The organism is Streptomyces sp. NBC_00286 (assembly GCF_036173125.1).
Classification (GTDB): Bacteria; Actinomycetota; Actinomycetes; order Streptomycetales; family Streptomycetaceae; genus Streptomyces.
The window spans coordinates 9,294,352-9,318,776 of sequence record NZ_CP108054.1; the positions used below are offsets into that span (position 1 = coordinate 9,294,352).

Genomic DNA, 24,425 nt, shown 5'->3' on the forward strand with positions numbered 1-24,425 from the left:
CATGGCCGTGGAACCCGAGGGAACGCCGTGCTGGGCCGATGCGATGTTCAGCGATGTCGAGGGGGCGAAGAGCTTCTACGGTGACGTGCTGGGCTGGACGTTCGGCGAGGAGTCGACGGAGTTCGGCAACTACACCCAGGCGTACGCGAACGGCAAGGCGGTGGCCGCCGTCGTACCGCCGATGCCCGGGGCGGAGGAGCAGTCGGCCTGGTGCCTGTACCTCTCCTCGCCGGACGTCATGGCAACCGCCGCCAGGATCCGTGACAACGGCGGCGAGGTGCTGATGGAGCCCATGCAGGTCGGCGACTTCGGCTCCATGTTGCTCGCCCGCGATCCGAGCGGTGTCGTCTTCGGCGTATGGCAGGCCGGCACGCACGAGGGCTTCGAGGCGAAGGCCGTGCCCGGCGCGTACTGCTGGGCCGAGGTCTACACCCGCGAGCCCGAGAAGTCGGACGCCTTCTTCCCGGCCGTGTTCCCGTACACGGCCCAACAGATGGAAGACGAGATGGACTTCCGGCTCTTCAACATCGACAAGCAGCCGGTGCTCGGCCGGATGCAGATGACGGAGGAGTTCCCGCCCGAGGTGCCGCCCTACATCAACGTGTACTTCACGGTCGAGGACTGCGACGCCGCGGTGACGAGGGCGACCGAACGCGGTGGCGTGCTGCGGTTCGGCCCGATGGACACCCCCTTCGGCCGCTTCGCGGCGCTCAGCGACCCGCAGGGCGCGTCGTTCTCGGTCATCGACATCACGACGACGAAGGGCGAGATGCCGAAGCTGACGGATGTGCCCTGACGGTGCGTCACGTACGGGCGTCCGTACGACTCTGACGATCAGGGTGGCGGCCTCGCTGGGAAGCGGGCCGCCACCCTTGGCGCGGTTAGAAGCTGCGGCTGCGTCGTGGCTGGTCGCTCCCCCACTCTCGGCTCCTGCCCCACTCTCGGCTTCGCTCGAGCGGGGGGACCCCCATGAGCGGGGGGACCCCCATGAGCGGGGGGACCCCCATCGCGGCGGAGCCGCAAATAGACACAGGCCCGCGCCCCTTAAGGGGCGCGGCATCGCACCGAACTTCTGCCAGTACGGTCAGCAAATGTTCTGGCTGCTGTTCACCAGCCGGTTGTTCCGGAACGTCGTGTTCTCGCCGCAGGGGCTTTCCCTGATCGCCGAGTTGGTCACCGTCAGGTTCTGGATGGTGATGTCCCGGTTGTTCGGGAAGTCGGAGCGCGCGGCGAGCCGGATCTCTCCGCCGCCGGTGACGCTGCCGCTCTGGGCGGCGATGTTGACGTTGTAGCAGTTCTCGATCAGGACCGAGTTGTTGCCCGTGTTGGAGATCGACACCTTGTCGATGACCGCTCCGCCGCTCTCCGAGACGCAGAAGACGCCGCGTCCGCCACCGCGCGCGATGACCTCGCCCACCCGGATGTTCGTCGGGTAGCCGCTGCCGACCCGGCCGTTGCGGTTGGCCATCCGGAAGGCCGCGTAACCGGTGCCGGCGCCCGCGTTGTCCGCGTCCACCTTGGTGACGGAGGCGTTGATGGTCTGGTTGAGCAGCAGCCCGGACTCGCCGACATTGCGGGCGGTGACGGTGCCGACGGTGAAGCCGTCGACGCCGTACGTCTCCACGGCGTGGCTGCTCGCCCCGGACACGTACACGTTGTCGATCCGGACGTTCCTGGTCCACTGGCTGGTGTCGCCGCGGTTGTCGATGCGGACGCCGAGGCCGCGCGACAGGCGCATGTCGATCTGGCCGAGGACGACGTTCTGTACGTTGCGCATGAAGATGCCGTACAGCGGGGCGCCGGTCAGGTTCAGGTGCTGCACCTCGATGTCGCGGGCGCCGCGTGCGTAGACCGGGGCCTGGTCGCCGGAGCCCGAGCCGGTGACGTTGATGGTGCCGCAGACGTCGAGGACGGTGTAGCTCGGCAGGGAGACCCGGGACCCGGCGCTGATGGAGCCGGAGCCGCGCACGACGACCCGTTCCTTCGAAGTCCGGCCCGCCGTAAGGCTGTTGACGGCGGCCTGCATCGCGGCGCGCATGTCGGTGCCGGTGTAGACGACGCTGCTGCCCCGGCGGGCGGTCCAGGTGCTGCCGTTGAGCACGGCCTCGGCCTGGTACGAGCCGTCACCGCAGGCCGCCGCCCGGGAGGCGGCGGCCGGTTCAGGTGCGGATTGCACGTCCTGGGCGGCGTCGGCCGGTGCCGTGAGTACGGCGGCTCCGGTGAGCAGGGCGGTGGCGCAGGCGGCGGTGGCGCCGGCCCGCTTCTTGCGAGTGCCCAGGGTTCTGCTGATGAGGCGAGGTGCGGCTCTGCGTCCCATCTCGTCATCTCCTGTGGTGGGGGCGGATGTTGTGGGGGTGGACGCGCCCGCTGCCCTGTCGTCCCGGCCCGCCACCCTCTCGTCGAAACCGATTCGATTGAATCGATTCACGATCAGGGCGCGCATGACCTGGGGCGACTCGGCTCGGGGAGCGATGGCGCGTGACCGGAAGTACGCTAGCAAGCGCTTTCTTGCGCGGGTGGTGAGTGTGGCAACGGCCTGACGTGACGTCAAGGGTCTGCGGTCACCCAGCCACAGAGGCGCTGTTGGGGACGCCGTCCCGCAACCGGGCGCCCTGGCGCAGCAGTTCGCGCTGGACGAGGGAATGCGGCAACTCCCGCGGGCTGCGCCCGAGGCGGGAGGCCAGCGCCGCGCAGACGCCCGCCGCCTGGCCGGTGGCCATCGCGATGGGCATGACCCGGTACGAGGAGTGCGCCACATGCGTACCGGAGATGCAGCGGCCCGCCACCAGCAGCCGGTCGATGTCCTGGGGCAGCAGGCAGCGCAGCGGAATGTCGTAGAAGAGGCCCGTGGGCACCCGCTTGAGGAGCGTGCCGGTGCCCTCCGGGTTGTGGATGTCGATCGGGTAGGCGCCATGCGCGACGGCGTCCGGGAAGGCGCGGGCCTCGAGGATGTCGTTGCCGGTCAGCTGGTAGTCGCCGACGATGCGGCGGGTCTCCCGTACCCCGATGTGGCTGCCGCTCTGCGCCACGTACGCGTGCTCGAAGCCTGGCACGTGGGTGCGCAGGAAGTGGTCGATCTGCGCCAGCTGGCGGCGGGCGGTGTACTCGGCGCGGCTGAGCTCCCAGACGCTGGTGCCGAGCGCCGCGGTGACACGGGTGCTGTTGACGCTGACCTCGCGGGGGTGCGGGGTGCCGAAGAACAGCACGTCCTCGCGCGGCAGTTGGAGCTCGCCCTCCTCCGTGGCCTCCCGGACCAGGTCCCACAGGCCGTGCACGCCGCGCCACTGGTCGGGGTGGGCCCGTACGTACTCGGCGAACCGCGGTCGCAGGAAGTCCACGACGCGGAACATCAGCGTCATCGGCTGCACCAGTCCGTCCTCGGGGCGGCCGATCTCGTACGGGGCTCCGCAGGCCGCCGCGACATCGCCGTCACCCGTGCCGTCGACGACCACGCCCGCGTCGATCACCACGGGACCCGACTTGGTCTCGAAGACCACACGCCAGCCGTCGTCGAGCGGCAGCGCGGTGGAGGCGAAGGAGTGGAACAGCATCCGTACGCCAGCCTCGTCGAGCATTTCGAGGAGGACCAGCTTGAAGACCTCGGGGTCGAAGGGCACGGTGTAGCCGGTCTCCACGGTGGGCGGTACGCAGCCGCCGCTCGCGGTCAGGCGCTCGAGGAGCCGCCACAGGACGCCGGCGACCACCGGCTCGCCCTCGCCGTGGTCGGTGGGCAGCAGCCGGGTGGCGTCGCCGTTCTCGGTGAACACGGCCTGCTTGTGCTCGTTGTGGAACGACATCAGGGGCATGACGAGCGCCACGGTGGCGTTGCCGCCGAGGAACGCGTACCGCTCGACGAGCACGACCTCGGCCCCCGCGTCCGCCGCGGCGAGCGCGGCGCCGCAGCCGGCGGGGCCGCCGCCGACCACCAGGACGTCGGTGCGGCCCGCGTACTCGGCGTCCCGCGGCGGCAGCGTGACGGTACGGAACTCGTCGGGCGGCTCCAGGATCGGCATCGCTTGCTCCTTTCCTCCCTCCCCCTCTTCGGCCTCGTCAGGCGCCCGTACTCAGGTCCTCCATGTCGGAGCCGGTGGGCAAGCCGCCGTCGATCTGGTCCAGGAGGGCCCCGCAGCGGGTGCAGGTCTCCTGGGCGAGCCCGCACAGCTCCCGGACCCGCGACTGCATCTCCTCGCGCCGCTGCGGATACTCGTCCCAGAGCCGGTCCACCTCCGCCAGCAGCAGCCCGGCCTGCTCCCGTGCCACCCCGACCAGGGCAGGAGCGCCCACCCGGCGCGCGAAGTCGAAGACCTTGCCCGAGTAGGGGAGCGGCAGCACCGGCAGCCCGGAGAGGGCCGCGAAGATCAGGAAGTGCAGGCGCATGCCGACGGCCAGATCGAGGTGGCGCATGAAGCCGAGGACCTGCCCGGGGCTGTAGGTGCCGTTCATGATCCGGCCCTGGTCCGGTGCGGACATGTGCGAGAGCACGGCATGGGCGTGGCGCACGTCGTGGCGTTCCATCGGCATGAACACCACATGTGCGTCCAGGCGGTGGACCAGGAAGTCGGCCACGTCGGCGAGCAGTGCGTGATAGCCGCCCTCGTCCAGCTTCTCGGCCGCCCGGCCCGGTTCCCGTACCGACATCCCGACCAGGCGTTTCCCGGCCGGAATGCCCTCGTGCGTCATCATCCGGCCGGTGAACGGCTCCGCGGACAGCAGCAGCGCCGGGTCGGCGGTGACCGTGAGCTCGCGCTCCACTCCGACCTCGTCGAGGACCAGGCCGGACTCCTCGTCCCGTACGACCACGTCGTCCATCTCGGGCAGTACGGTGCGCACCGCCTCCCGGTCGTCGGGCTCCCGCAGCGGGCCCGCGCCGACGGCGTAGGCGAAGGTGCGCACCCCGTGGTCCTGTGCCGCACGGACCAGCCGCAGATACCGGCGCGCCTCTCCGTCGTAGAGGATTCCGCCGCCGCCCAGCACCAGCAGGTCCAGGCAGGACAGCGCGTCCAGCAGCTGCCGCTGGGTCACGCCCTCCCAGTCCACGACCTCGTCGGCCCCGCGGTGATGGCTCCGGGTGTGCTCGGCGTTGCGGCTGAAGACGACGATCCGGGCGTGCGGGCGATGGGCCCTGAGGCAGCCCAGTACGCAGGCCAGGATGGACTCGTCGCCGATGTTGAAGCCGCCGTACGAACCGAGGACGCCGATCCGCGGGGCCGACGTACGGGAGGACGCGGGCAGGCGCTGGGCAGCGTGGGTCATCCATGCGCTCCCGTCGCGTCGGAGTCGGCCGATACGGGCTCGGGTTGCCCGGCCCGGCCGGTGACAAACACCCCGGAAACGAACCGGCATGGCTGAGCGCCCCGGTCACCTGCCGTGTGGGGGCGGCGTCGGTGCGGCCTCGCCCCAGCGGTCGTACTCCCACAGCTGGTCGACCACTTCGAAGCCGGCCTCGTGGAAGAGGCGGGGGGCGGTGCCGGTGGTGCCGGTCGCCCGCCAGGTCGTGCCGACGGCGGCTACGACATGCGTGGCGCCCTCCTCGGTGAGCAAGGCCAGCGCCTGGTCGAGCAGCTTGCCGGCCAGGCCACGGTGGCGGTACTCCGGCGCCGTCTCGATCCAGTACACGGTCGCCGTGCGGTCGCGTGCCGTGCTCACCACGATCTCGGCGATCGGCTCGGCCGCCTTGTGCAGGACCAGCCGATGCCCCGGCGGATATTCGCAGGGGTACACATCGGCCACGAGCTTGGTCGGATGACCGGGGCCGAGCCGGCGGAGCAGATAGTGGCCCCTCAGCCGACCGTTGAAGCCCAGGCCGACCAGTACGTCATGCGTCGCCGCGCGGTGCCCGCGGGGCAGGCCGCCGGGGCCCAGGGTGCCCGGCGAGGCGGCGGTGAACGCCTCGATGCGCGGGCATTCGCCGAGCGCGTTCAGGGCGTGGGCGACCAGGCCGTGCAGGGCGTGGATGTCTTCGTGGGCGTGCAGGAGATGGATCAGCCCGGAGCGCAGGTCCTGCCAGGACAGAAACGCGATGGCACCCTGGGGCCGGTCCTCGGCGTCGGCGAGCACGCTGAGGCGCGCCCGGGCCGGTGCCTGCCAGCCCGCTGCGGACGGGCAGCCCCGCAGCGCGGCGTCCGGCAGCTCCGGCGCGCAGCGCGGCTGCCCGGGCAGCCGGTCGGCGTCGATCAACTCCCGTACGGCCGACTCGTCCCCGGCCTGGTACGGGCGCACCCGCCATCCGCGCCGACCAGGCGCGGCGGTGATGTCACCGTCCTTGCGCATGGTGTGTCGTCTTCTTCCGGCATCGCTTCCGGCCTCCGCTGGGTGTACTCCAGCCTCTCGTAGGCTGCCCGCCCTGTCGCGGGCGGCGGGTTTCAGAGCTTCGAACAGGCGGCTCTCAGCCGGCCAACGGGAGCTCCATGGCCTCGGTGAGCACCTCACGGACCTCGTGGATGACCATCCCGTGCACGGGCAGCATCAGATGCCCGACGCCGTCCACGAGCACGTTGCGCACCCGCAGGTCGGGGTGGTCGATACGGCCCCGGCTGCTGGGGATGATCGCTTCGTCCAGGTTGCTGTAGAAGGCGACGAACTGGCTGCGGCAGCCCGCACACGGCTCCGTAAGCTCGGCCAGCAGCGAACTGCCCGGGCGCAGCTGGCGCAGCACGGGGTGCGGGGGAGCCCACAGCGCCATCGCCGTACCGCTGTGGGGGGTGGCCAGTGTGATCACCAACGGCACCTGCACGTCCCCGCCCAGCCGCTGCACGTAGTAGCGTGCGATCAGTCCGCCCATGCTGTGTCCGACCAGGCACACGGGCCGGTCGCCGTACTGCTTCCGGACCCGTTCGACCTGCTCGCCCAGCATGCGGGCGGCGACCCGGATATCCGGATTGAGCACGCTGTACGTCGCCGTGACGAACGGCCCGGCGCCGCAGCCGCGCAGGCCATTCTGCAGCTTCGAGAAGATCGACGGACGGTCGGCGAGCCCGTGCACGAACACCACGGGCATGGCCGACGCTCCGAGCTCGCCCTCACTGGCACCGTCGTCCGGCAGCAGCCGGCGGTCGACGGCGCCGAGCAGCCCGGCGAACTGCCGCACACCCCACAGAGCGAGATCCAGGGGCAGGCCCGCAAGCCGCACGGTCATCCACCCCGTCTCCAGAGTGACTCCTCGTAGGGTCACCAACCATGGAACGGGAAATCGCGGTCCCCTCAGTGAAATGCTCGTGGTACTCATCTCCGAGACGACACCGACCGGCGGCCCGTAACCCCGATTTTCCGGGGTTTTCCCAGGCGGCCGACTCTGTTCCTTCAACCTCTCAAGTACCCGGATGCCGTGTCTCAAACGTGCGGGGCACGGCGGGTGACCATGGAGCGGAGCCGTGTTGCCGGTGGCAGAGCGAAATTCTATGCCTCGTGCCGGTCGCTGTCCTGCTGGGCGAATTCGGGGTGATGCAGGTCGAGGGCCGGGGAGTGCGAACGGATCCGGGGCAGCGCCACGAAGTTGTGCCGCGGCGCCGGACACGAGGTGGCCCACTCCAGTGACCGGCCGTACCCCCAGGGATCGTCCTCGGTCACGCGCCGCCCGTAGCGCGCGGTCCGCCACACGTTGTAGAGGAAGGGCAGCGTGGACACGCCGAGCAGGAACGCGCCGGCCGAGGACAGCGTGTTGAGGAGGGTGAAGCCGTCCGCGGGCAGATAGTCGGCGTACCGGCGGGGCATGCCCTGCTGGCCGAGCCAGTGCTGCACCAGGAAGGTGAGCTGGAAGCCGATGAACAGCAGCCAGAAATGGATCTTCCCGAGGCGTTCGTCGAGCATTTTCCCGGTGAATTTCGGCCACCAGAAATGGAAGCCCGCGAACATCGCGAACACGACGGTGCCGAACAGGACGTAATGCAGATGCGCCACGATGAAGTACGAGTCCGTGAGATGGAAGTCCAGCGGCGGCGAGGCGATGAGTACGCCGCTCAGCCCGCCGAGCAGGAACGACACCAGGAAGCCCAGGGCCCACAGCATGGGTGTCTCGAAGGACAGCGATCCCTTGATCATGGTGCCGGTCCAGGCGAAGAATTTTATGCCGGTCGGTACGGCGATGAGGAAGGACATCAGCGAGAAGAAAGGCAGGAGTACGGCGCCGGTGGCGAACATATGGTGCGCCCACACCACCGACGACAGCATGGTGATGGCGACGGTCGCCCCGATGAGCGACATATATCCGAAGATGGGTTTACGGCTGAACACCGGAATGATCTCGCTGATGATGCCGAAGAACGGCAAGGCCACGATATAGACCTCGGGATGGCCGAAGAACCAGAAAAGGTGCTGCCACAGAATGGCGCCGCCATTGGCCGCGTCGAAAATGTGCGAACCGAATTTTCGGTCCGCCTCGAGTGCGAGCAGTGCCGCGGTCAGCACCGGGAAGGCGGGCAATACCAGAATCGATGTGAAGAGAATGTTCCAGGTGAAGATGGGCATCCGGAACATCGTCATGCCGGGCGCCCGCAGGCACAGTATGGTGGTGATGAAGTTGACCGCGCCGAGCGTGGTGGACACACCTGTGACCACCAGCCCCATGGTCCACAGATCACCTCCGGATCCGGGCGAGCGCACGGCGCTGTTGAGCGGTGCGTAGGCGAACCAGCCGAACGAAGCCGCACCACCCGGCACCAGAAAGCCGGAGACCACCATCAGCCCGCCGAACAGATACATCCAGTACGACAGGGCGTTGAGGCGAGGGAAGGCCACGTCCGGTGCCCCGATCTGCAACGGCATCAAGGCGTTCGCGAAGCCCGCGAACATCGGCGTCGCGAACAGCAGCATCATGATGGTGCCGTGAATGGTGAACAGCTGGTTGTACTCGTGCTCGTTCACCAACTGCAGCCCGGGCCGGGCGAGTTCGGCCCGCATCAGCAGCGCAAGGACGCCGGCCAGCAGGAAGAACCCGAACGCGGTGACCATATAGAGATTGCCGATCACCTTGTGATCGGTGGTGGTCGCCCAGCGGTACAGGGCACGCCCCAGCCGCAGGCCCGGTGACTGAGGCGCTGCTGACGACGGATCGAGCCGAGCGGTCTTCCTCGTGGACATGCCCATGAGCCCGGGCAGTACCCCCGCGAGCGGGGCACAAACAAAGGGTGACGACCATGGCAGGTGAGACGGACGCCATCAGGGAACTGGCCGATGACCATCGGCACGTGGAAGACATATTCCGCCAGATCGAGGCGCTTCCCGAGGCCGATCACATATGCAAGATCTATACGGACCGGGCCACCATCGAGCTCGTACGGCATTTTGTCGCCGAAGAGGAATTCGTCTATCCGGTCCTGAGCGATCGGATTGTCGACGGCGCCGATCTCGCGAAAAAGGGAATGGAAGACCATGGCCGCCTGGAACAGTTGATGAGAAATCTGGAGGACACCGAAGCGGGCACCGTCACCTTCGCCCAGCTCGTCGACCAGTTGCTGATCGAGGTCCGCCGGCAGACCCGGGAAGAGGAGGATCTGCTCTTCCCGCGCCTGAAGGACGCCCTGCCGGCGCCGACGCTCACCGATCTCGGCAGCCGTATCCGCCGGGTGAAGTCCGTCGTTCCGACGCGCCCCTACCCGGCCGTCCCCGGCGTCCCGCCGACGAGCAAGCTGCTGTTTCCCGGGCCCGGACTGGTCGACCGGGTACGGGCCGTACTGTCGGGCTGGAGCCACGCGTTCTGATGACGACTGCCCTTCTGATGAGGACCGCCTTCTGATGAGGACCGAAGCACGTCTGTTCACCGGGGTGGCGGTCTTCTTCGCCGTCACCGCCGCCGGATACGGCTGGTTCTCCGTGGAGCCCGCCGGCACGGCCGCCCTGAGCATCGCCTTCCTGATGGCGGCACTCGTGGCGTTCTTCCTGCGTGTCCAGTACCGCAGGCGCGGCCGCCGGGCCCAGGACCGGGGCGACGCCGAGGTGGTGGAGACTGCCGGGCCCCTGGAGTTCCTCCCGCCGCACAGCCCCTGGCCCATCACCACGGCCCTGGGATCGGTCATCGTCGCCCTCGGCGTGGTCTACGGGCTGTGGCTGGTCCTGCTCGGCCTCGGCGTGCTCGCGCACGGGGTGTTCGGGATGGTTTTCCAGTACGCCGGACGCCCCGGCCCCGGACCAGGGGCCGGTCAGGGCTCCAACTCGCCCTTGCGGGAAGGCGGTTCGCCCCCGACCCGGTCTCGGTAGTACCACGAGCTCAGTGAGGCCCGCAGCCGGCGCAGCCGCGGTACGCCGCCGTCGTGCTCCGGCGGCGGCAGGGGCCGCGGCAGCTCGCGCGTGCGCAGGACGTACTGCCGCTCGGCGTCCAGCGGTGCGTGGCTCTCCTCGTAGCCGCCCTCCACCGACTGCCGCACCTCGCCGGTCTCCTCACCCTCCGCGAGCCTCTTCAGCTCCGCCTCCCGCAGCGCCAGACAGACCCGCTTGGTCACCATGAACGCGAGCGGCGGCAGCACCACGAGGGCGATCCGGAACACCCACGTCAGCGTGTTGAGCGAGATCTTGAAGGTGTGCGCGATGACGTCGTTGCCGCCCGCCGCGAGCAGTACGCCGTAGAAGACGATCGCGGCGACACCGAGCCCCGTACGGACGGGCTTGTCCCGCGGCCGGTCGCACAGATGGTGCTCCCGGTCGTCCCCGGTGATCCACTTCTCGAAGAACGGATACGCGTACAGCACCGCGAAGAGGGCCATCGGGAGGACCACCGCGGGCAGCAGCACGTTCCACATCACCGTGTGCCCGGCGACCGCCGTCTCCCACGGTGGCACAAGTCTCAGCGAGCCCTCGAGGAAACCCACGTACCAGTCGGGCTGCGAGCCGGTCGACACATGGTCCGTGCGGTACGGCCCGTACACCCAGACCGGATTGATCTGCGCCACGCCCGCCAGCACCGTCAGTACGCCGAAGACGCTGAAGAACAGGCCGCTCGAACTCGCCACGAACTGCGGGAACATGGGCTTGCCCACAGCATTGCGGTTGGTCCGGCCGCGCCCCGCCCAGTGCGTGTGCTTCAGGTAGAAGACCAAGATCAGATGCAGGCTGACCAGTGCGAGCAGAAGGCCCGGCAGCAGCAGGATGTGCAGCGAGTACAGCCGCGGAATCATGTCCTCGCCCGGGAACTCCGCCCCGAACGCGAACATGCTCAGATACGTCCCCACCACCGGGATCGACAGCATGATGCCCTGCGCGATCCGCAGCCCCGTGCCGGACAGCAGATCGTCCGGCAGCGAGTAGCCCGCGAAGCCCTCGGCGAGTGCCAGCAGGAACAGCGTCACGCCGATCATCCAGTTCACCTCGCGCGGCTTGCGGAACGCGCCGGTGAAGAAGACCCGCAGCAGATGCACGCCGATCGCCGCGAGGAACACCAGAGCCGCCCAGTGGTGCAGCTGCCGGATGAGGAGTCCGCCGCGTACGTCGAAGCTGATACGCAGGGTCGACTCGTATGCCTCCGACATGCGCACACCGTCGAGCGGCCGGTACGAGCCCTCGTACACGACCTCGTTCATCGACGGCTGGAAGAACAGCGTCAGCCAGACCCCGGTCAGCAGGAGAACGACGAAGCTGTACAGCGCGAGCTCGCCCAGCAGGAACGACCAGTGGTCGGGAAACGCCTTGCGCAGCAGCCCGCCGCCCTCGGACACCGGCAGCCGCGCGTCCAACGCGTCGGTGGTCCGCTCCGCGCCCCTCCGCAGCCGCGCGAGCCTTCCTCCTGGTGAACATCAGCACCGGGTGCCCTGCCGCCGTCCGCAGAAACGAGCCGCTTCGGGTACCCGTGAGTGCGAGGCTCACCCCCTGCGTCGCGGCCTCGGCGGCGCTACGGCCCGGAACTCCGCGTCCCGCCCGCTCATGACTTTTCGGCCGGGGCGAGACGGGAACTCGCCCGCCTGACCGGATTCAACCCCACCGCAATGGTCAGGAGGCCGACGTGACCGATCCGCAGCACGCGCAGCAGAATCCAGTGACGCAGCATCCTCGCCCCGAGTTCCCGGAACAGGACCAGCCCCATCCGGGCTGGACGGGACCGATGGACCCGCCGCCCGACCACGGCGAGGAGTCCTACCGCGGCAGTGGCCGGCTGGAGGGCCGCAAGACCGTCATCAGCGGCGGAGATTCCGGCATCGGACGGGCCGTGGCCCTGGCCTTCGCCCGGGAGGGCGCCGATGTGCTGTTCACCCACCTCGACCAGGAGGCGGACGAGGCGGGCGAGACGTCCCGGCTCGTGGAGGGCGCGGGCCGCAAGGCGGTCGCCGTCTCCTGCGACATCCGCGAGGAGGAGAACTGCCGGGCGCTGATCGAGCGGGCGGCCGGGGAGTTCGGCCGTATCGACGTCCTGGTGAACAACGCGGCGTACCAGATGTCGCAGCCGGAGGGCATCGAGGCGATCTCCACCGAGCAGTTCGACCGGGTCATGCGCACCAACCTGTACGGAATGTTCTGGCTGACGAAGTTCGCCCTGCCGCACATCCCGGAGGGCGGCAGCATCATCAACTCCACGTCCGTGCAGGCCTACAAGCCCAGTCCCCATCTGCTGGACTACGCGACGACCAAGGGCGCGATCGTGACCTTCACCCAGGGACTGGCCCAGATGCTCGTGGACCGAGGCATCCGCGTCAACGCGGTCGCGCCGGGCCCGGTGTGGACGCCGCTGATCCCCGCGACGCTGCCCGACACGGTGAAGTTCGGCAAGCAGGCTCCGCTGGGGCGCCCGGCACAGCCCGCCGAACTGGCCCCGGCGTACGTCTATCTCGCCTCCCAGGAAGCGAGCTTCATCACAGCGGAGATCCTCAACGCCACGGGCGGCACGCCCCTGCCCTAGGGCGCGCCCAGCAGTTGTTGCTCTCGTTCGACGCACTCCACGAAGGGAGCGGTCGGCATGGAGGAGAAACGGTCCGAGAAGCCGGGCACCGAGACCGGGGTGCCGCGGGATCTGCCCCCGCCCCCGGAGGAAGCCGAGCGGGAGGAGGCCATCGTGGACCTCCCGACCGCCGAGTCCGCCGGTCAGGCGCCTCCCGAGGCCTATCCGGAGCCGGACGAGGCGGGCTCGGGACAGCGTGGCGACGACGAAGCCAGGGTGTCACCGGCCGAGCCGGTCGAGGAGGAGACCGGCCCACAGGAACAGCCCGACTGACGGCACGGCTGAGGAAAGCCGGGTCGACGGAACGTACGCGCTCACGGCCTGTGCAGACTCACGGACCGTACGTACTCACAGGGTCGTATGTCCTCACAGGGTCGTACGTCCTCACAGGGCGAGCGCGATCGCGAACGCCAGGAAGCCCGCGGCGACCAGCACCACGAGAATCAGGATGAGGGTCAGCGGGCCCTTGGCCCAGCCGCTCGGCGGGTTGTGGGTCTCTTGCGGTCCGGCACCGGGCGTACTGCTCTCGGCGGGCGGCGTCTCGCCGGGCGGAACGCCGCCACCGGGATCCAGGCCGGGAGTCCGCAGCGGATCGGGGTCTGGGTTGCTGTGCTGCTGCATGCTGCGCGAGTTCCCCGCACATCCGGTGACGAACGGCGAAGAACCTCCTGATTCACGACGACTTGTCGCCCGGGGTTTGAGGTGGGCACACCGGGCTACCGCGTACAGCGCGCAGACGGCACAAGACATCACAACACGGCACAGGACGTACGAGTGAGCAAGGAGCCCCCGATGACAGGGATGGACCGGCCCGTGGGCGTCGTCATCGCCACCCGCGACCGGACCGACTCCCTCGCCGTCACCCTGCGCCGGCTGCTCGCCCTGCCGGAGAAGCCGCCCGTGGTCGTGGCCGACAACGCGTCGAGTGACGGCACGCGCGCGATGATCGCCAAACGGTTCCCCGAGGTACGGGTGCTCGCCCTGCCGGTCAATCGCGGGGCCCTCGCCCGCAACGACGCCGTACGCGCCCTCGACACGCCCTACGTGGCCTTCAGTGACGACGACTCCTGGTGGGAACCGGGCGCCCTGGACACCGCGGCCAGGCTGCTGGGCGCCCACCCGCGGCTCGGGCTGCTCTCCGCGCGCACACTGGTCGGCCCCGACGACGCACCCGACCCGCTCAACGACTCCCTCGCCGCCTCGCCCCTGGGCCCGGCCGCCGACCTGCCGGGCACCCAGGTACTCGGCTTCCTCGGCTGCGCCGCTGTCGCCCGCCGGTCGGCCTTTCTCGACGCCGGCGGCTACCACCGGCTGTTGTTCTTCGGCGCGGAGGAGAACCTGCTCGCGTACGACCTCGCCGCGCGCGGCTGGGGCGTCGCCCACTGCCCGGAGGTGGTCGCGCACCACGATCCGGCTCCGGTGCCACGGGCCCACCGCCGTGCCGTCGTACGCCGCAACGAGCTGCTCACCGCCTGGCTGCGCCGTCCGCCGCCCGTCGCCCTGCGCCGCACCCGGGACCTGGCCGTCGAGGCCCGCCGCGACCCCGAGGCCCGGCGGGCCCTGCGCGCCGCGCTGGCGGTGCTGCCCGCAGCGCTGGGCGCCCGCAGGCCGCTGCCCCCGCACGTCGAGCGGGACGTGCGCCGCGTCGAGGAGGCCTCCCGTGAGCGATGACCGGACGACCGTGGTCGTGATCACCCACAACCGGCGCAAGGAACTCCTGCGCACCCTCGACGACCTCGCCGAGCTGCCCGAGGCCCCGCCGGTGATCGTCACCGACAACGCCTCCACGGACGGCACCGCCGAGGCCGTCGCGCACCACCATCCCGGCGTACGGCTGCTGCGCCCGGGCCGCAACCTCGGCGCCGTAGGCCGCAACCTGGCCGTACGACAGGTGCGTACGCCGTACGTGGCCTTCTGCGACGACGACTCCTGGTGGGAGCCCGGAGCACTGTCCCGCGCCGCGGACCTCCTGGACCCCCGCGACCGGCTCGCGGCCGTCACGGCCCGCATCCTCGTCGAACCGGGCGCCACCGAGGACCCGATCGTCGAGGAACTGCGCAACTCGCCGATCCCCGGCCCTCGTTGGCTGCCGGGCCCCGCCCTCGGCTCCTTCCTGGCCGCCGCCACTGTGCTGCGCACCGACGCGTTCCGCGCCGCGGGCGGCTTCTGTCCGCGGCTGTGGCTGGGCGGCGAGGAGGAACTGCTCGCCGCGGACCTGGCGGCGGACGGCTGGTGGCTGGCCTACGCCGAGGAGCTGACGGTCCATCACCGTCCGTCGCCCGTACGGGACCCCACGCGACGCCGCACCCACGGCATCCGCAACACCCTGTGGTTCACCTGGCTACGCCGCCCGGCCCCCGCCGCACTGCGCCGCACCCTGCATCTCGCCCGCACCGTCCCCCGGGACCGCGCCTCTCTCCGGGCCTTCGGCGAGGCGGCCGCCGGACTGCCCTGGGTCCTGCGCGAGCGAACCGTCGTACCGCCGGAGGTCGAGGCCCGGCTGAAACTGCTGGAACACGCCCAGCGCCACTCGAGGGCCCGCCAGTACACGGGCTGAGCCGGGCATTGCCGGGATCACGGGCCCGCGCTTGGAAGCGGAAATGGAGGAGCCGCCGGTGGAGGACAAGCTGGACCAGTGACGAGGCGAAGCCTCACGCTCGAGTCTCGAGTGAGGCTTCCTCGAGTCTCGAGTCTCAAGTGAGGCTTCGCCTCGTCAGCGGATCGGCCACACCGGATGGGGCGGTTCAGTCCGCGCTCTCCGGGCGTTCGCCCTTGGGGCCACGGCCGCGTTCCGTGCGGGGCCCGCGGCTGCGCCAGTCCGGGTCCTCCCGCAGCGTCTCGTTGGCTTCCTCGTTGGCATGCTGGTCGGGGGTCCCGGCCGCCTCCGCGTCTTTGCGCAGCCTCGCGCGCCGGGTGTCGTACTTCTTGCTCCCGGGTTCGGGCACGTCGATCACCTCCTGAACACTGCGGGCTAGTCAGTACTGCCCGCGAAGAGGACCTCGGCGAGGTCGTCGTCGAGGGAGGGGCGGATCTGCGTGGCCAGGGCACCGTCGGTGGCCTCGGTCGCGACCTCGATCACGCAGCGGGCTTCGTGCAGGGCCTTCGGATAGCTGGTTCCGGCACGCTCCGCCACCCGGCTGAAGAACTGCTCCCGGTCCATCCGGATGCCGGTGTAGGGCTCGCCCGGCGCGTGCGCCACCCGGCGCAGATGCTCGCCGACCTCCTGCGGCAGCTGGGCCGCGGCCTTCTCCGCAACCGATGCCGGAACGCGTTCGGCGAGGGTTTCCAGGCTGGCCCGGGTGACCCTCTCGGCCGCACCGCGGCTGTCCAGTCGGGCGCGGGCCTGAACCTGACCGATAAAGGCATCGTGCTGCATGGTTCACCTCGCTTCCTTGCCGTTCACCCGGAACGGGTTACCCCGGCCTTTGGCACGAAACGGGAAGAGGGGCGTATCCCGGCATGCCGTCGGCGGGCGCCGGGCGCCGAGCGCGCGCAGCGGTTTGCCGGGCGTACGAAGGGCACTCGTCGCCAGATGACCGACGCGGACTCGACGCGGACTCCGGGCGGCAGGAGGGAAGAGGCGGGCCCATGGGACGACTGGACCGGATCGCTGAGCCGTGGGGGACCCGCACGCCTTACGCGCGAGGCGAGAAATGGCCGGTGCGGGTGGACACCTTCCTGGCCGACGGCAACGGCGCCGAGCACCCCGACCGATGGGTACGGTCCGCCTCGGTGCTGCACTCCAACGGAGACGCGCTGGACATCGCGGTCAAGGACGGGCGGATCGTCGGAGTGCGCGGCCGTGCCGAGGACCGGGTGAACCACGGCCGTCTGGACCCCAAGGACTTGTACGGCTGGCAGGCGGGTGCCTCCCCGGACCGGCTGACACGGCCGTTGGTGCGGCGGGGCGGCCGCCTGGTGGAGACGGACTGGGACACCGCGATGGACCACATCGTGGCCCGTACGAAGGAACTCCTGCGGGACCAGGGGCCGAGCGCGATCGGCTTCTACACCACCGGGCAGCTCTTCCTGGAGGAGTACTACACCCTGAGCCTGATCGCCCACGGCGGCCTTGGCACCAACCACCTGGACGGCAACACCCGGCTGTGCACGGCGACGGCGGCCGAGGCACTGAAGCAGTCCTTCGCCTGCGACGGACAGCCCGGCTCGTACACCGACATCGACCACGCCGACGTCATCGCCCTGTTCGGACACAACGTGGCGGAGACGCAGCCCGTGCTGTGGATGCGCATCCTCGACCGGCTCGCGGGACCCGAACCGCCCGCGCTGATCTGCGTGGATCCCCGCCTGACTCCGGTGGCCCGTGCCGCGGCGGTGCACCTGGCCCCCAGGCCGGGCACCAACGTGGCGCTGATGAACGGGCTGCTGCACGAGATCATCGGCAACGGCTGGACGGACGCGGAGTACATCACCCGGCACACGGTGGGCTTCGACGAGCTGGAGCGCCGCGTGAAGGAGTACCCGCCCGAACGGGCCGCCGAGATCTGCGACGTGCCCGCCGAAGAGATCCGGCGGGCAGCCCGGGCGCTGGGCACCTGCGAGCGGCTGGTGTCCACGGTGCTGCAGGGCTTCTACCAGTCCCACCAGGCCACGGCCGCCGCGGTGCAGGTGAACAACCTCCACCTCGTACGCGGCATGCTCGGCCGCCCGGGCTGCGGAGTGCTGCAGATGAACGGCCAGCCCACGGCCCAGAACACCCGCGAGTGCGGCGCCGACGGCGATCTTCCGGGCTTCCGCAACTGGGCCGACGACGCACAGGTCGCCGACCTCGGCCGGGTCTGGAACGTCGACCCGTCGCGGATTCCGCATTACGGTCCGCCCACCCACGCCATGAAGATGTTCCGCTACGCGGAGCAGGGTTCCCTGCGCATGCTGTGGGTCACGGGCACCAACCCCGCGGTGTCCCTGCCGGAACTGTCCCGCATCCGTTCCGTACTGTCCCAGGAGCGCCTCTTCCTCATCGTCCAGGACCTGTTCCCCACGGAGACCACCGAGCTGGCCGACGTCGTACTGCCGGCAGCCGGATGGGCCGAGAAGACGGGCACCTTCACCAACGCCGACCGCACCGTCCACCTCTCCGAGAAGGCGGTCGACCCGCCCGGCCGTGCGCGCCCCGACCTGGACATCTTCCTGGACTACGCCCGGCGCATGGACTTGCGCGACAAGGACGGCGGCCCGCTGGTGAAGTGGCACGATCCGGAGTCGGCGTTCGAGGCGTGGAAGGAATGCTCCCGTGGCCGACCGTGCGACTACACCGGCCTGAGCTACGACAGACTGCGCGGCGGCAGCGGCATCCAGTGGCCGTGCGACGCGGAACACCCGGACGGCACCGAACGCCTCTACACCGGCGGCGCCTTCTGGAGCGACCCCGACTACTGCGAGAGCTATGGCCGGGACCTGGTCACCGGAGCACCCGTGGAGCCCACGGAGTACCGGGCGATGAACCCGTACGGCAAGGCGGTGATCAAGTCGGCCGGATATCTCCCTCCGCATGAACAACCGGACGGTGACCACCCCTTCCTGCTCACCACCGGACGCACGCTCTACCACTTCCACACCCGCACCAAGACGGCCCGCGCCCCCCAACTGCAGGCCGCGGCCCCCGAGATGTGGGTGGAGATCTCGACCGGTGACGCGAGCGAGTTGGGCGTCATGGAGGGAGACCTGGTCGAGGTCTCCACGCCACGCGGCTCGGTGCGTGCCAAGGCCCGGGTCAGCGGCATCCGGGACGGAGTGCTGTTCCTTCCGTTCCACTACGGCTACTGGGACATCGACGAGGGATCCGAAGCCGACGAGGCCCACGGCCGGGCCGCCAACGAGCTGACCCTCACCGACTGGGACGCCGCCTCCAAGCAACCCCTGTACAAGACCGCCGCGGCCCGGCTGCGCCGCATTCGGGCGCAGGACGGCAGCCCCGCCCCGGCTCCGACGACGGCCGCCTCCGCACCGCTCGGCGCCGGCGTGCCCGAGACTCGGGGCGGCCCGGCCGCGGAATCAGATGAGGACGTACGCGGTACGCCGCCGACGGAAGGTGACACATGAAGATCGGCCTGGTGCTGCGGGACCTGCATCGCGAGGAGCGTGAGCTGGCCCGGGAACTGCTGCACACCGCTGAACGGCACAAGACCTCGCACGACATCCACCACCTCGCGCTCGACCTCGCGGACTGGTCCCACCGGCACATCCGCGAGCTGGCCGAACTCGCCGAGCGCTACGACGTCACCCTCGACCCGGAACCCGACGACGAGCCGGGACCGGTCGGCCGGCTGCGCGAGAAGGGCAGCGAGATCATCGGCCGCCGCGGCGAGGCGGGACGCCGGGGCGACGCGGGACTGCTCCTGCTCCGTGATCTGAGAAGGATCTGCCAGCAGGCGTCGGCGGTCTCCGTCGACTGGGAACTCGTCGCCCAGGCCGCCCAGGCCACCGCGGACGACCAGCTGCTCGACCTCGCACAACGATGCCATCCCGACACCTTGCGCCAACTGCGCTGGGCGAACGCCGAGTTGAAGGAGACCTCGCCCCAGGTACTGACGAGCTGAGCGCTCCGCACGCTGCTGAGGGCCCTGGGGCTCAGACTCGCCCCGACGCCGCCGCCAACTCCCGTACGGGCGCGGACCACGCGTCAGGAACCAGCCAGGGAAACGTATGCGCCCCCGGCACCTCGATATACCGGCCGTCCGGCACCAGGCTCGCGAGCTCCCGGCCCCAGCGGGCCGTACTGATCCGGTCCTCACGGCCGCGGATCACCAGCAGCGGAACGCGCAGCCGGGCGACGGAGTCCTCCAGCCGGTCGGCCCGGTGCACCAGGACGATGTGCACCATCCTGCGCACCCCGGCCCGTTTCCACTCCGGGCGATGGTTCTCGCTGAGCCCGGACGGTTCGTGGCGGGAGTCCAGCCGCCACCGGAGCAGCAGCCGCGGCACGCTTCGGGCCATGGGGTCGACGGTGGGACTGGCCAGTACGACGCCCACGACGTCCGGGTGATCCACGGCGGCCCGAGCGGCGACCTGAGTACCGCTGGAGTGCCCGATGAGCACCACCGGCCCCAGCTCCCGCGCGCGCAGCCACTCCGCGACACAGCTCCCGAACTCCCGTACATCCATCTCATGCGGCGGATCCCCACTGCCCGCGAATCCCGGCAGTTCCACCAGATGCGCCCGGGTCCACTCGCCGAAGGCCGCAAGGCCGGGCAGCAGATAGTCGGATACGCCCATGCCCTGGACGAGTACGACCTCGGGCACCGACGGCTGCCTGCGGCCGACCGTACGACTGCGCATCCGCCCGAACTCGCCGTCGTGGTACGCGATTTCGGTGTGCTCGGGGAACACCGGGGTGTGCTGCTCGCGTGTGCTCATGGCCGGTCGTTCCTCCTCATCCGCTCGCCGGACGCAGGCTCTCGACTCGTGGCGGGAAGGGGGCCGAGGTGGCCGGGAAGTGGCCGAGGAACTCGTCCAGTTCGTCGACACGCAGCGGGGGAGGCATCGGGTACCGCTCGGGCAGCGCCGCCAGCGCGGGCCGGTGCCGCATCGTGGCGCCGAAGTCCCACGGGAAGGCCCGCTCGTCCACGCCCAGGGTGCCGCCGCTTTCGGCCGCGTACCGCTCGGCCACCTTGCGCCACTCGGCCACCGGGGCCTGGCCGACCGAGAGCAGACCGTTGGAGAAGAGATTGACCCCGATTTGCCGGTACGGCTCCACTCCGCGCAGGTAGCGCTCCAGCAGGTCGAGGGAGGAATCGGCGGTGAACTGCAGCCAGAACGGTACGGCGCCCAGGCGCAGCGTCCAGTACGGCTCCCATTGGTCGTACGTCTCGACCAGCAGCCGTTCGGCGGGCAGTCCGCGGCGGTGGTGCCACCAGCGGTACAGCTCCGCGACCGTCGGGCTCAGATGCTCCGGTTCCTCCAGGGTGATGCGCCGCACCCGGTAGCCGCGCCGGGCCGCCACCTCGGAGATGTCCTCGGTGAGCGCGTCGTCGTAGCCCCACTCGGCCTCGGGCTGACGTTCGTCAGCCGGCGACGGGTCCCAGCGGCGTACCGGCGAGCCCTGCTGCGCGAGATGCTCGGCGACCCGGTCGCTTCCGGATACGTACTCGTCCGGCGACATGCCGCCCAGCGCGCCGAACTGGAAGCTGTGGCGCTCCCCGAGAACGGTGACCGGCCAGGTCAGCGTGCAGTCCACGATGAAGATCGTCGCGCCGGGAGCCAGCCGCTCCTCGAGGAACCGCTCCAGCACCGCCCCGAGCCGCAGCCGCTTGAAGCGGAAGTACAGGAAACGCACGAGCATGGCCCGGTCCTGACTCGGGTCGTGCATATGGCACAGCGAGAGATCGGGGTTGGCCGCCACCATGGCGCGACCGAGTTCCATGCCTGCCGTGAGCGCGTTCCGCGGGCGGTCGGGGTCCACCCGGGCCCGTACCGGAACCAGATAGGTCTGCGGCAGCACCGGCGCACCCATCGCGGCCGCGAGATGCACGGCGGCACCGCTGACGGAGCCGATGAAAACGGCGGGATACGGGCCGGGGCCGTACTGCCCGGCGGTCCAGGAGGCCAGGTCCTCACTGGTGAGCCCGCGCACCCGGGACGCACGTGAACTCTGGAAGCGTCCCGCCGTGACGAAAAGCCTGCGCTGCGCTCCGGCGGGCAGTGCCGAGGCGAGTGCCGCGAGATGCGCGGAGGCGGGCCCCGCACCCAGCGCGCGGAAGTCGCGCCCGCGCATGAATCTGCTCACCGCACGGACGGCCGCGACCGACGAGTCGAAGTCACAGAGCGTACGGCTCACCCGCCGACGATTGCGCACAGGGACCTCCTCGGTTCGGAGGGGGTGGCATCCCGGGTTCCCCGCGCGGGGCGCCGCTAACGCCGCACCACCATGCCTGCCGCGTCAGGTGTGGCCGTGCTCCTCGCGGGTACTGCGGCGCGCATGGCTGGAATCGAACTCAAAAGCAGCGCATTCACTGACCACGCCACGATCCCGGACCGCTACGCCAAGCTGGGCGACAACGTCTCCCCGCCGCTGACCTGGTCCGGAGTCCCCGACGAGGCCGTGGAGCTGGCTCTCGTCTGCGAAGATCCGGACGCACCGTCCGGGACCTTCATCCACTGGCTGGTGACGGGAATCGATCCCCGCAGCCAAGGCCTGGACGCCGACGAGAAGCCCCCGGGCGGCCACCAGCACATCAACGGCTTCGGCGAACCGGGCTGGGGCGGCCCACAGCCCCCGGTCGGCGACAAGGCGCACCGCTACTTCTTCCGCGTGTACGCCCTCCCGGGCCCCGTCTCCATCCCGGACGAAGCCACCGCCGAGGACGTGCACAACGTCCTCGACCGGCAGCAACTGGCCAGCGGCACCCTGGTCGGCCTCTACCAGCGCTGACTCGGGTTGGGCTCTACAGGCGCTGACGCGTGGTCCGGCCCGGGGGCCGGGCCACGCTCATGGCTCCGTCCACCGGCACAACAGACGGAAGACCCCGAACAGCGTCGGCGGCCACAGCGCGGCGAAGGCCCAGATCACGACCGGCTCGGAGGTCCGGATACCCAGCACCATCAGCAGCACCGACAGCGACAACAGGAGCGCGACAGTCGGCACACGAGGTTGATAATCGGCGACTCGTGCCGGGTTCAGTCGCCGCTTGATCCGTACGGTACGCAGCCTGCGACGCAGCCGTCGGTCGCGTCGCAGATCCGCTTCCATCGCGTCCAGAATGCGCTGTTCATGATCGGGGAGTCGGCCAGTCGCCATCTTCGTTCCCTCTACGACGGGCGGTGTTCGGTGACCACGGGTGCCCCGCGCTCCGGCGAACTAACTAACGGGACGAACTAACGGGACGACCGCCCCGACCGAAGAGGCCGGGCCGACAGCGCCTCGACGAGCGCCTGCACGTTGCTCCGGGACGGCCCGTGCAGGAACTCGTCCCGGCTCTGCCGGGCCGCGGCCCGCCCCGAGGTGAGGCACCAGTCCCACCAGCGGTCCAGCTGGCGGTCGTCCAGGCGCTCGGCCGGAACGAGCGCCGGCCAGTCGCAGGCGCGCGCCTGCGCGGTCAGCTTCGCGCCACCGGCGACCGGATCGACGGCGAGTACCGGGATCCCGGTCCGCAGCGCGAGCACCAGCCCGTGCAGCCGGTCGGTGACGACGCAGTCCAGGCGGGCGAGCACGGACTGGAACTGCTCGGGCGTCGAGTCCAGCCGCCAGTCCCGCGTATCAAGACGCGTCTCCAGCTCGACCGGCGCACAGTCCTTGCCCGAGAGCCACCGCGTCACGGCTTCGGCGACCTCGTCGTGCCGCCGACGCGGCCCGTACTCCTGCTGGCCGTGCGTGAGGATCACCCCGACCACGGGCGTGGGCCGGCCGATCGGAGCGCTCGCCGACAGGTCCAACGCTGGAGCCGCACCCGGAGCGTCCCGCGGCAGCACCAGATGGAACCCGGTGGCGGCCGGATCCTCGGGATCGACCACGGAGACACCGATCGCGATACGCCGACAGGACCTGAACTCCTCGTGCAGCCCGGCGACTTGGGGGCCATGCAGCGGCCCGCACACGAACACCAGATGGGAGTACGCATCCGGCCGTACGTCCGCGAAATGCACGGCCTCGGGATGGAAACCGGGGCTCCACACCGTGTCGTACGACAGCCCTGCGCGGTCCAGCGCCTGCTCCACCCGCCGCAGCGCGAGTACGTCACCGGCCGTGGCCTCCCCGTCCAGGAAGCTGAACCACCCGGTGAGCAGGATTCGCTGTCCGGTCACGACAACCCGTGCAGGACGTCGAGCACCTCGTCGTCCGTGACCTGGTCGAACTCCTCATACCAGAGCCCGACGGCCATGAACGCGACCGGCTCGTGCAGACAGACCACCTCGTCCGCCTGCTCCTGCACCAGCAGGGCCGCCTCCGGCGAGCACACCGGGACGGCGAGCGTGACGCGGCCGGGATCGTGGCGCCGTACGGAACGCAGGGCGGCGAGTGCGGTGACTCCGGTGGCCACGCCGTCGTCGACCACGACAGCGGTGTGGCCCGTCAGTTCGGGGATCGCCCGGCCCTTGCGGTAGAGCTGTTCGCGCCGGTGCAGTTCGTCCCGCTCGTGCTCCACGATCGGTTCGAGGGCCGCCTTGCTCAGCCCGAGCCGGTCCAGCGCCCGCTCGTCGAAGAACGGCTCGTCCTCCCCGGCGATCGCGCCGACGCCGAGCTCCGGCTGGAACGGAGCTCCGATCTTCCGGGCGACCAGCACATCCAGCGGGGCGTCGAGCGCCCGCGCCACCTCGGCCGCCACCACGACGCCACCGCGGGGCAGGGCGAGCACGACCGGATCGGGCAGGGCGCCCTCTTCCCGGCGCACGAGCAGCCGTTCGGCCAGGGTGGCACCGGCCTGCTGTCGGTCACGGAATCGCATGAACTCCACTCCTTCCGCCCTCCGAGTGCGTTCTCCCTGGTGATGAGGGGGCAGGGCGAACGCCGAGTACCCCGGCGATCGTGGGCCATGCGAAAGGAGCGGAAGGAGAGGCGCGGAAGGAAAGGCGCGGAGGACGCGGAAGGAAGGACCTCGCGTGTACGACCCGA

General features: G+C 70.2%; 25 protein-coding genes. 10 read left to right on the forward strand and 15 right to left on the reverse strand.

Going from position 1 to position 24,425, the window contains the following annotated elements; genetic code table 11:
* Position 1 precedes the first annotated feature (1 nt).
* A complete protein-coding gene (locus OHT21_RS41890) occupies positions 2–796 on the forward strand; it encodes a VOC family protein (RefSeq protein ID WP_328773468.1) in 795 nt (264 codons plus the stop codon).
* Positions 797–1,084: 288 nt separating this feature from the next.
* Here the strand turns inward: OHT21_RS41890 and OHT21_RS41895 are convergent, their stop codons facing one another.
* From OHT21_RS41895 to ctaD, 6 genes are all read right to left on the reverse strand, one after another.
* On the reverse strand, positions 1,085–2,317 hold the full coding sequence (locus tag OHT21_RS41895) for a hypothetical protein (protein ID WP_328773469.1): 1,233 nt from the start codon (positions 2,315–2,317) through the stop codon (positions 1,085–1,087).
* Positions 2,318–2,561: 244 nt separating this feature from the next.
* Positions 2,562–4,013 carry an FAD-dependent oxidoreductase gene (locus OHT21_RS41900; protein ID WP_328773470.1) on the reverse strand — a complete coding sequence of 484 codons (1,452 nt, stop codon included), beginning with the start codon at positions 4,011–4,013 and terminating at the stop codon, positions 2,562–2,564.
* A gap of 37 nt (positions 4,014–4,050) precedes the next feature.
* Entirely contained in the window at positions 4,051–5,253 is a 1,203-nt protein-coding gene (locus tag OHT21_RS41905) for a polysaccharide pyruvyl transferase family protein (protein ID WP_328773471.1), read from the reverse strand.
* Between the two features lie 105 nt (positions 5,254–5,358).
* Positions 5,359–6,270: a GNAT family N-acetyltransferase gene (locus OHT21_RS41910; protein WP_328773472.1), complete on the reverse strand. Its 912-nt coding sequence runs from the start codon at positions 6,268–6,270 to the stop codon at positions 5,359–5,361.
* Positions 6,271–6,385: 115 nt separating this feature from the next.
* The gene (locus tag OHT21_RS41915; RefSeq protein ID WP_328773473.1) at positions 6,386–7,135 is read right to left on the reverse strand and encodes an esterase/lipase family protein; all 750 of its coding nucleotides are present in this window, start codon (positions 7,133–7,135) and stop codon (positions 6,386–6,388) included.
* A gap of 260 nt (positions 7,136–7,395) precedes the next feature.
* Complete coding sequence (gene ctaD / locus OHT21_RS41920) at positions 7,396–9,075, reverse strand: aa3-type cytochrome oxidase subunit I (protein ID WP_328773474.1); 1,680 nt, start codon at positions 9,073–9,075, stop codon at positions 7,396–7,398.
* Between the two features lie 56 nt (positions 9,076–9,131).
* On the opposite strand from ctaD, the gene OHT21_RS41925 reads away from it, so the two are divergent.
* Entirely contained in the window at positions 9,132–9,695 is a 564-nt protein-coding gene (locus OHT21_RS41925) for a hemerythrin domain-containing protein (protein ID WP_328773475.1), read from the forward strand.
* A gap of 34 nt (positions 9,696–9,729) precedes the next feature.
* Positions 9,730–10,191 carry an aa3-type cytochrome oxidase subunit IV gene (gene ctaF / locus OHT21_RS41930; RefSeq protein ID WP_328773476.1) on the forward strand — a complete coding sequence of 154 codons (462 nt, stop codon included), beginning with the start codon at positions 9,730–9,732 and terminating at the stop codon, positions 10,189–10,191.
* Here the strand turns inward: ctaF and qcrB are convergent.
* Entirely contained in the window at positions 10,134–11,660 is a 1,527-nt protein-coding gene (gene qcrB, locus OHT21_RS41935; protein ID WP_328773477.1) for a cytochrome bc1 complex cytochrome b subunit, read from the reverse strand. The genes ctaF and qcrB overlap by 58 nt on opposite strands.
* 266 nt (positions 11,661–11,926) lie before the next feature.
* On the opposite strand from qcrB, the gene OHT21_RS41940 reads away from it, so the two are divergent.
* Together OHT21_RS41940 and OHT21_RS41945 are read left to right on the forward strand one after the other, a co-directional pair.
* A complete protein-coding gene (locus tag OHT21_RS41940; protein ID WP_328773478.1) occupies positions 11,927–12,817 on the forward strand; it encodes an SDR family oxidoreductase in 891 nt (296 codons plus the stop codon).
* Between the two features lie 57 nt (positions 12,818–12,874).
* Complete coding sequence (locus OHT21_RS41945; RefSeq protein ID WP_328773479.1) at positions 12,875–13,129, forward strand: hypothetical protein; 255 nt, start codon at positions 12,875–12,877, stop codon at positions 13,127–13,129.
* 111 nt (positions 13,130–13,240) lie between these two features.
* Here OHT21_RS41945 and OHT21_RS41950 read toward each other — a convergent pair whose 3' ends face one another.
* The gene (locus OHT21_RS41950) at positions 13,241–13,477 is read right to left on the reverse strand and encodes a DUF6480 family protein (protein ID WP_328773480.1); all 237 of its coding nucleotides are present in this window, start codon (positions 13,475–13,477) and stop codon (positions 13,241–13,243) included.
* 171 nt (positions 13,478–13,648) lie between these two features.
* On the opposite strand from OHT21_RS41950, the gene OHT21_RS41955 reads away from it, so the two are divergent.
* Together OHT21_RS41955 and OHT21_RS41960 are read left to right on the forward strand one after the other, a co-directional pair.
* The gene (locus tag OHT21_RS41955; RefSeq protein WP_328773481.1) at positions 13,649–14,527 is read left to right on the forward strand and encodes a glycosyltransferase family 2 protein; all 879 of its coding nucleotides are present in this window, start codon (positions 13,649–13,651) and stop codon (positions 14,525–14,527) included.
* Positions 14,517–15,413, forward strand: a complete 897-nt coding sequence (locus OHT21_RS41960; protein WP_328773482.1) for a glycosyltransferase family 2 protein — start codon at positions 14,517–14,519, stop codon at positions 15,411–15,413. Before OHT21_RS41955 ends, OHT21_RS41960 begins: the two co-directional genes overlap by 11 nt.
* A gap of 187 nt (positions 15,414–15,600) precedes the next feature.
* Here the strand turns inward: OHT21_RS41960 and OHT21_RS41965 are convergent, their stop codons facing one another.
* Both OHT21_RS41965 and OHT21_RS41970 read right to left on the reverse strand, forming a co-directional pair.
* Positions 15,601–15,801 carry a hypothetical protein gene (locus OHT21_RS41965; protein ID WP_328773483.1) on the reverse strand — a complete coding sequence of 67 codons (201 nt, stop codon included), beginning with the start codon at positions 15,799–15,801 and terminating at the stop codon, positions 15,601–15,603.
* Positions 15,802–15,827: 26 nt separating this feature from the next.
* Positions 15,828–16,232 carry a DUF2267 domain-containing protein gene (locus OHT21_RS41970; RefSeq protein WP_328773484.1) on the reverse strand — a complete coding sequence of 135 codons (405 nt, stop codon included), beginning with the start codon at positions 16,230–16,232 and terminating at the stop codon, positions 15,828–15,830.
* 212 nt (positions 16,233–16,444) lie between these two features.
* Here OHT21_RS41970 and OHT21_RS41975 point away from each other — a divergent pair, with 212 nt between their 5' ends.
* Positions 16,445–18,919 carry a molybdopterin oxidoreductase family protein gene (locus OHT21_RS41975; RefSeq protein ID WP_328773485.1) on the forward strand — a complete coding sequence of 825 codons (2,475 nt, stop codon included), beginning with the start codon at positions 16,445–16,447 and terminating at the stop codon, positions 18,917–18,919.
* Positions 18,916–19,416 (forward strand): hypothetical protein, encoded by a 501-nt coding sequence (locus OHT21_RS41980; protein WP_328773486.1) that lies wholly within the window; start codon positions 18,916–18,918, stop codon positions 19,414–19,416. Before OHT21_RS41975 ends, OHT21_RS41980 begins: the two co-directional genes overlap by 4 nt.
* Before the next feature lie 31 nt (positions 19,417–19,447).
* Here OHT21_RS41980 and OHT21_RS41985 read toward each other — a convergent pair whose 3' ends face one another.
* Together OHT21_RS41985 and OHT21_RS41990 are read right to left on the reverse strand one after the other, a co-directional pair.
* The gene (locus OHT21_RS41985; protein ID WP_328773487.1) at positions 19,448–20,233 is read right to left on the reverse strand and encodes an alpha/beta fold hydrolase; all 786 of its coding nucleotides are present in this window, start codon (positions 20,231–20,233) and stop codon (positions 19,448–19,450) included.
* A 16-nt stretch (positions 20,234–20,249) separates the two neighbouring features.
* Positions 20,250–21,653 carry a hypothetical protein gene (locus OHT21_RS41990; RefSeq protein WP_328773488.1) on the reverse strand — a complete coding sequence of 468 codons (1,404 nt, stop codon included), beginning with the start codon at positions 21,651–21,653 and terminating at the stop codon, positions 20,250–20,252.
* Between the two features lie 141 nt (positions 21,654–21,794).
* Between OHT21_RS41990 and OHT21_RS41995 the strand changes: the two genes are divergently transcribed.
* The gene (locus tag OHT21_RS41995) at positions 21,795–22,247 is read left to right on the forward strand and encodes a YbhB/YbcL family Raf kinase inhibitor-like protein (RefSeq protein WP_328773489.1); all 453 of its coding nucleotides are present in this window, start codon (positions 21,795–21,797) and stop codon (positions 22,245–22,247) included.
* Positions 22,248–22,304: 57 nt separating this feature from the next.
* Here the strand turns inward: OHT21_RS41995 and OHT21_RS42000 are convergent, their stop codons facing one another.
* The 3 genes from OHT21_RS42000 to OHT21_RS42010 all read right to left on the reverse strand — a co-directional run bounded on the left by OHT21_RS42000 (position 22,305) and on the right by OHT21_RS42010 (position 24,258).
* Positions 22,305–22,613, reverse strand: a complete 309-nt coding sequence (locus tag OHT21_RS42000; RefSeq protein ID WP_328773490.1) for a DUF3040 domain-containing protein — start codon at positions 22,611–22,613, stop codon at positions 22,305–22,307.
* A 77-nt stretch (positions 22,614–22,690) separates the two neighbouring features.
* A complete protein-coding gene (locus tag OHT21_RS42005; protein ID WP_328773491.1) occupies positions 22,691–23,617 on the reverse strand; it encodes a polysaccharide pyruvyl transferase family protein in 927 nt (308 codons plus the stop codon).
* Positions 23,614–24,258, reverse strand: coding sequence for a phosphoribosyltransferase (locus tag OHT21_RS42010; RefSeq protein ID WP_328773492.1), 645 nt, complete (start codon positions 24,256–24,258; stop codon positions 23,614–23,616). The genes OHT21_RS42005 and OHT21_RS42010 overlap by 4 nt, the downstream gene beginning before the upstream one ends.
* Between the last annotated feature and the right edge of the window lie 167 nt (positions 24,259–24,425).

What these genes read in the sequence shown, in the direction of transcription:
- OHT21_RS41900 (WP_328773470.1), bottom strand. Translation starts at nt 4,013, where the DNA reads ATGCCGATCCTGGAGCCGCCCGACGAGTTCCGTACCGTCACGCTGCCG.
- OHT21_RS41980 (WP_328773486.1), top strand. Translation starts at nt 18,916, where the DNA reads ATGAAGATCGGCCTGGTGCTGCGGGACCTGCATCGCGAGGAGCGTGAG.
- OHT21_RS41955 (WP_328773481.1), top strand. Translation starts at nt 13,649, where the DNA reads ATGACAGGGATGGACCGGCCCGTGGGCGTCGTCATCGCCACCCGCGAC.
- OHT21_RS41925 (WP_328773475.1), top strand. Translation starts at nt 9,132, where the DNA reads ATGGCAGGTGAGACGGACGCCATCAGGGAACTGGCCGATGACCATCGG.
- OHT21_RS41905 (WP_328773471.1), bottom strand. Translation starts at nt 5,253, where the DNA reads ATGACCCACGCTGCCCAGCGCCTGCCCGCGTCCTCCCGTACGTCGGCC.
- OHT21_RS41890 (WP_328773468.1), top strand. Translation starts at nt 2, where the DNA reads ATGGCCGTGGAACCCGAGGGAACGCCGTGCTGGGCCGATGCGATGTTC.
- OHT21_RS42010 (WP_328773492.1), bottom strand. Translation starts at nt 24,258, where the DNA reads ATGCGATTCCGTGACCGACAGCAGGCCGGTGCCACCCTGGCCGAACGG.
- OHT21_RS41945 (WP_328773479.1), top strand. Translation starts at nt 12,875, where the DNA reads ATGGAGGAGAAACGGTCCGAGAAGCCGGGCACCGAGACCGGGGTGCCG.
- OHT21_RS41970 (WP_328773484.1), bottom strand. Translation starts at nt 16,232, where the DNA reads ATGCAGCACGATGCCTTTATCGGTCAGGTTCAGGCCCGCGCCCGACTG.
- OHT21_RS41910 (WP_328773472.1), bottom strand. Translation starts at nt 6,270, where the DNA reads ATGCGCAAGGACGGTGACATCACCGCCGCGCCTGGTCGGCGCGGATGG.
- OHT21_RS41895 (WP_328773469.1), bottom strand. Translation starts at nt 2,317, where the DNA reads ATGGGACGCAGAGCCGCACCTCGCCTCATCAGCAGAACCCTGGGCACT.
- OHT21_RS42000 (WP_328773490.1), bottom strand. Translation starts at nt 22,613, where the DNA reads ATGGCGACTGGCCGACTCCCCGATCATGAACAGCGCATTCTGGACGCG.
- OHT21_RS41950 (WP_328773480.1), bottom strand. Translation starts at nt 13,477, where the DNA reads ATGCAGCAGCACAGCAACCCAGACCCCGATCCGCTGCGGACTCCCGGC.
- OHT21_RS41995 (WP_328773489.1), top strand. Translation starts at nt 21,795, where the DNA reads ATGGCTGGAATCGAACTCAAAAGCAGCGCATTCACTGACCACGCCACG.
- OHT21_RS41915 (WP_328773473.1), bottom strand. Translation starts at nt 7,135, where the DNA reads ATGACCGTGCGGCTTGCGGGCCTGCCCCTGGATCTCGCTCTGTGGGGT.
- ctaD (WP_328773474.1), bottom strand. Translation starts at nt 9,075, where the DNA reads ATGTCCACGAGGAAGACCGCTCGGCTCGATCCGTCGTCAGCAGCGCCT.
- OHT21_RS41975 (WP_328773485.1), top strand. Translation starts at nt 16,445, where the DNA reads ATGGGACGACTGGACCGGATCGCTGAGCCGTGGGGGACCCGCACGCCT.
- ctaF (WP_328773476.1), top strand. Translation starts at nt 9,730, where the DNA reads ATGAGGACCGAAGCACGTCTGTTCACCGGGGTGGCGGTCTTCTTCGCC.
- OHT21_RS41985 (WP_328773487.1), bottom strand. Translation starts at nt 20,233, where the DNA reads ATGAGCACACGCGAGCAGCACACCCCGGTGTTCCCCGAGCACACCGAA.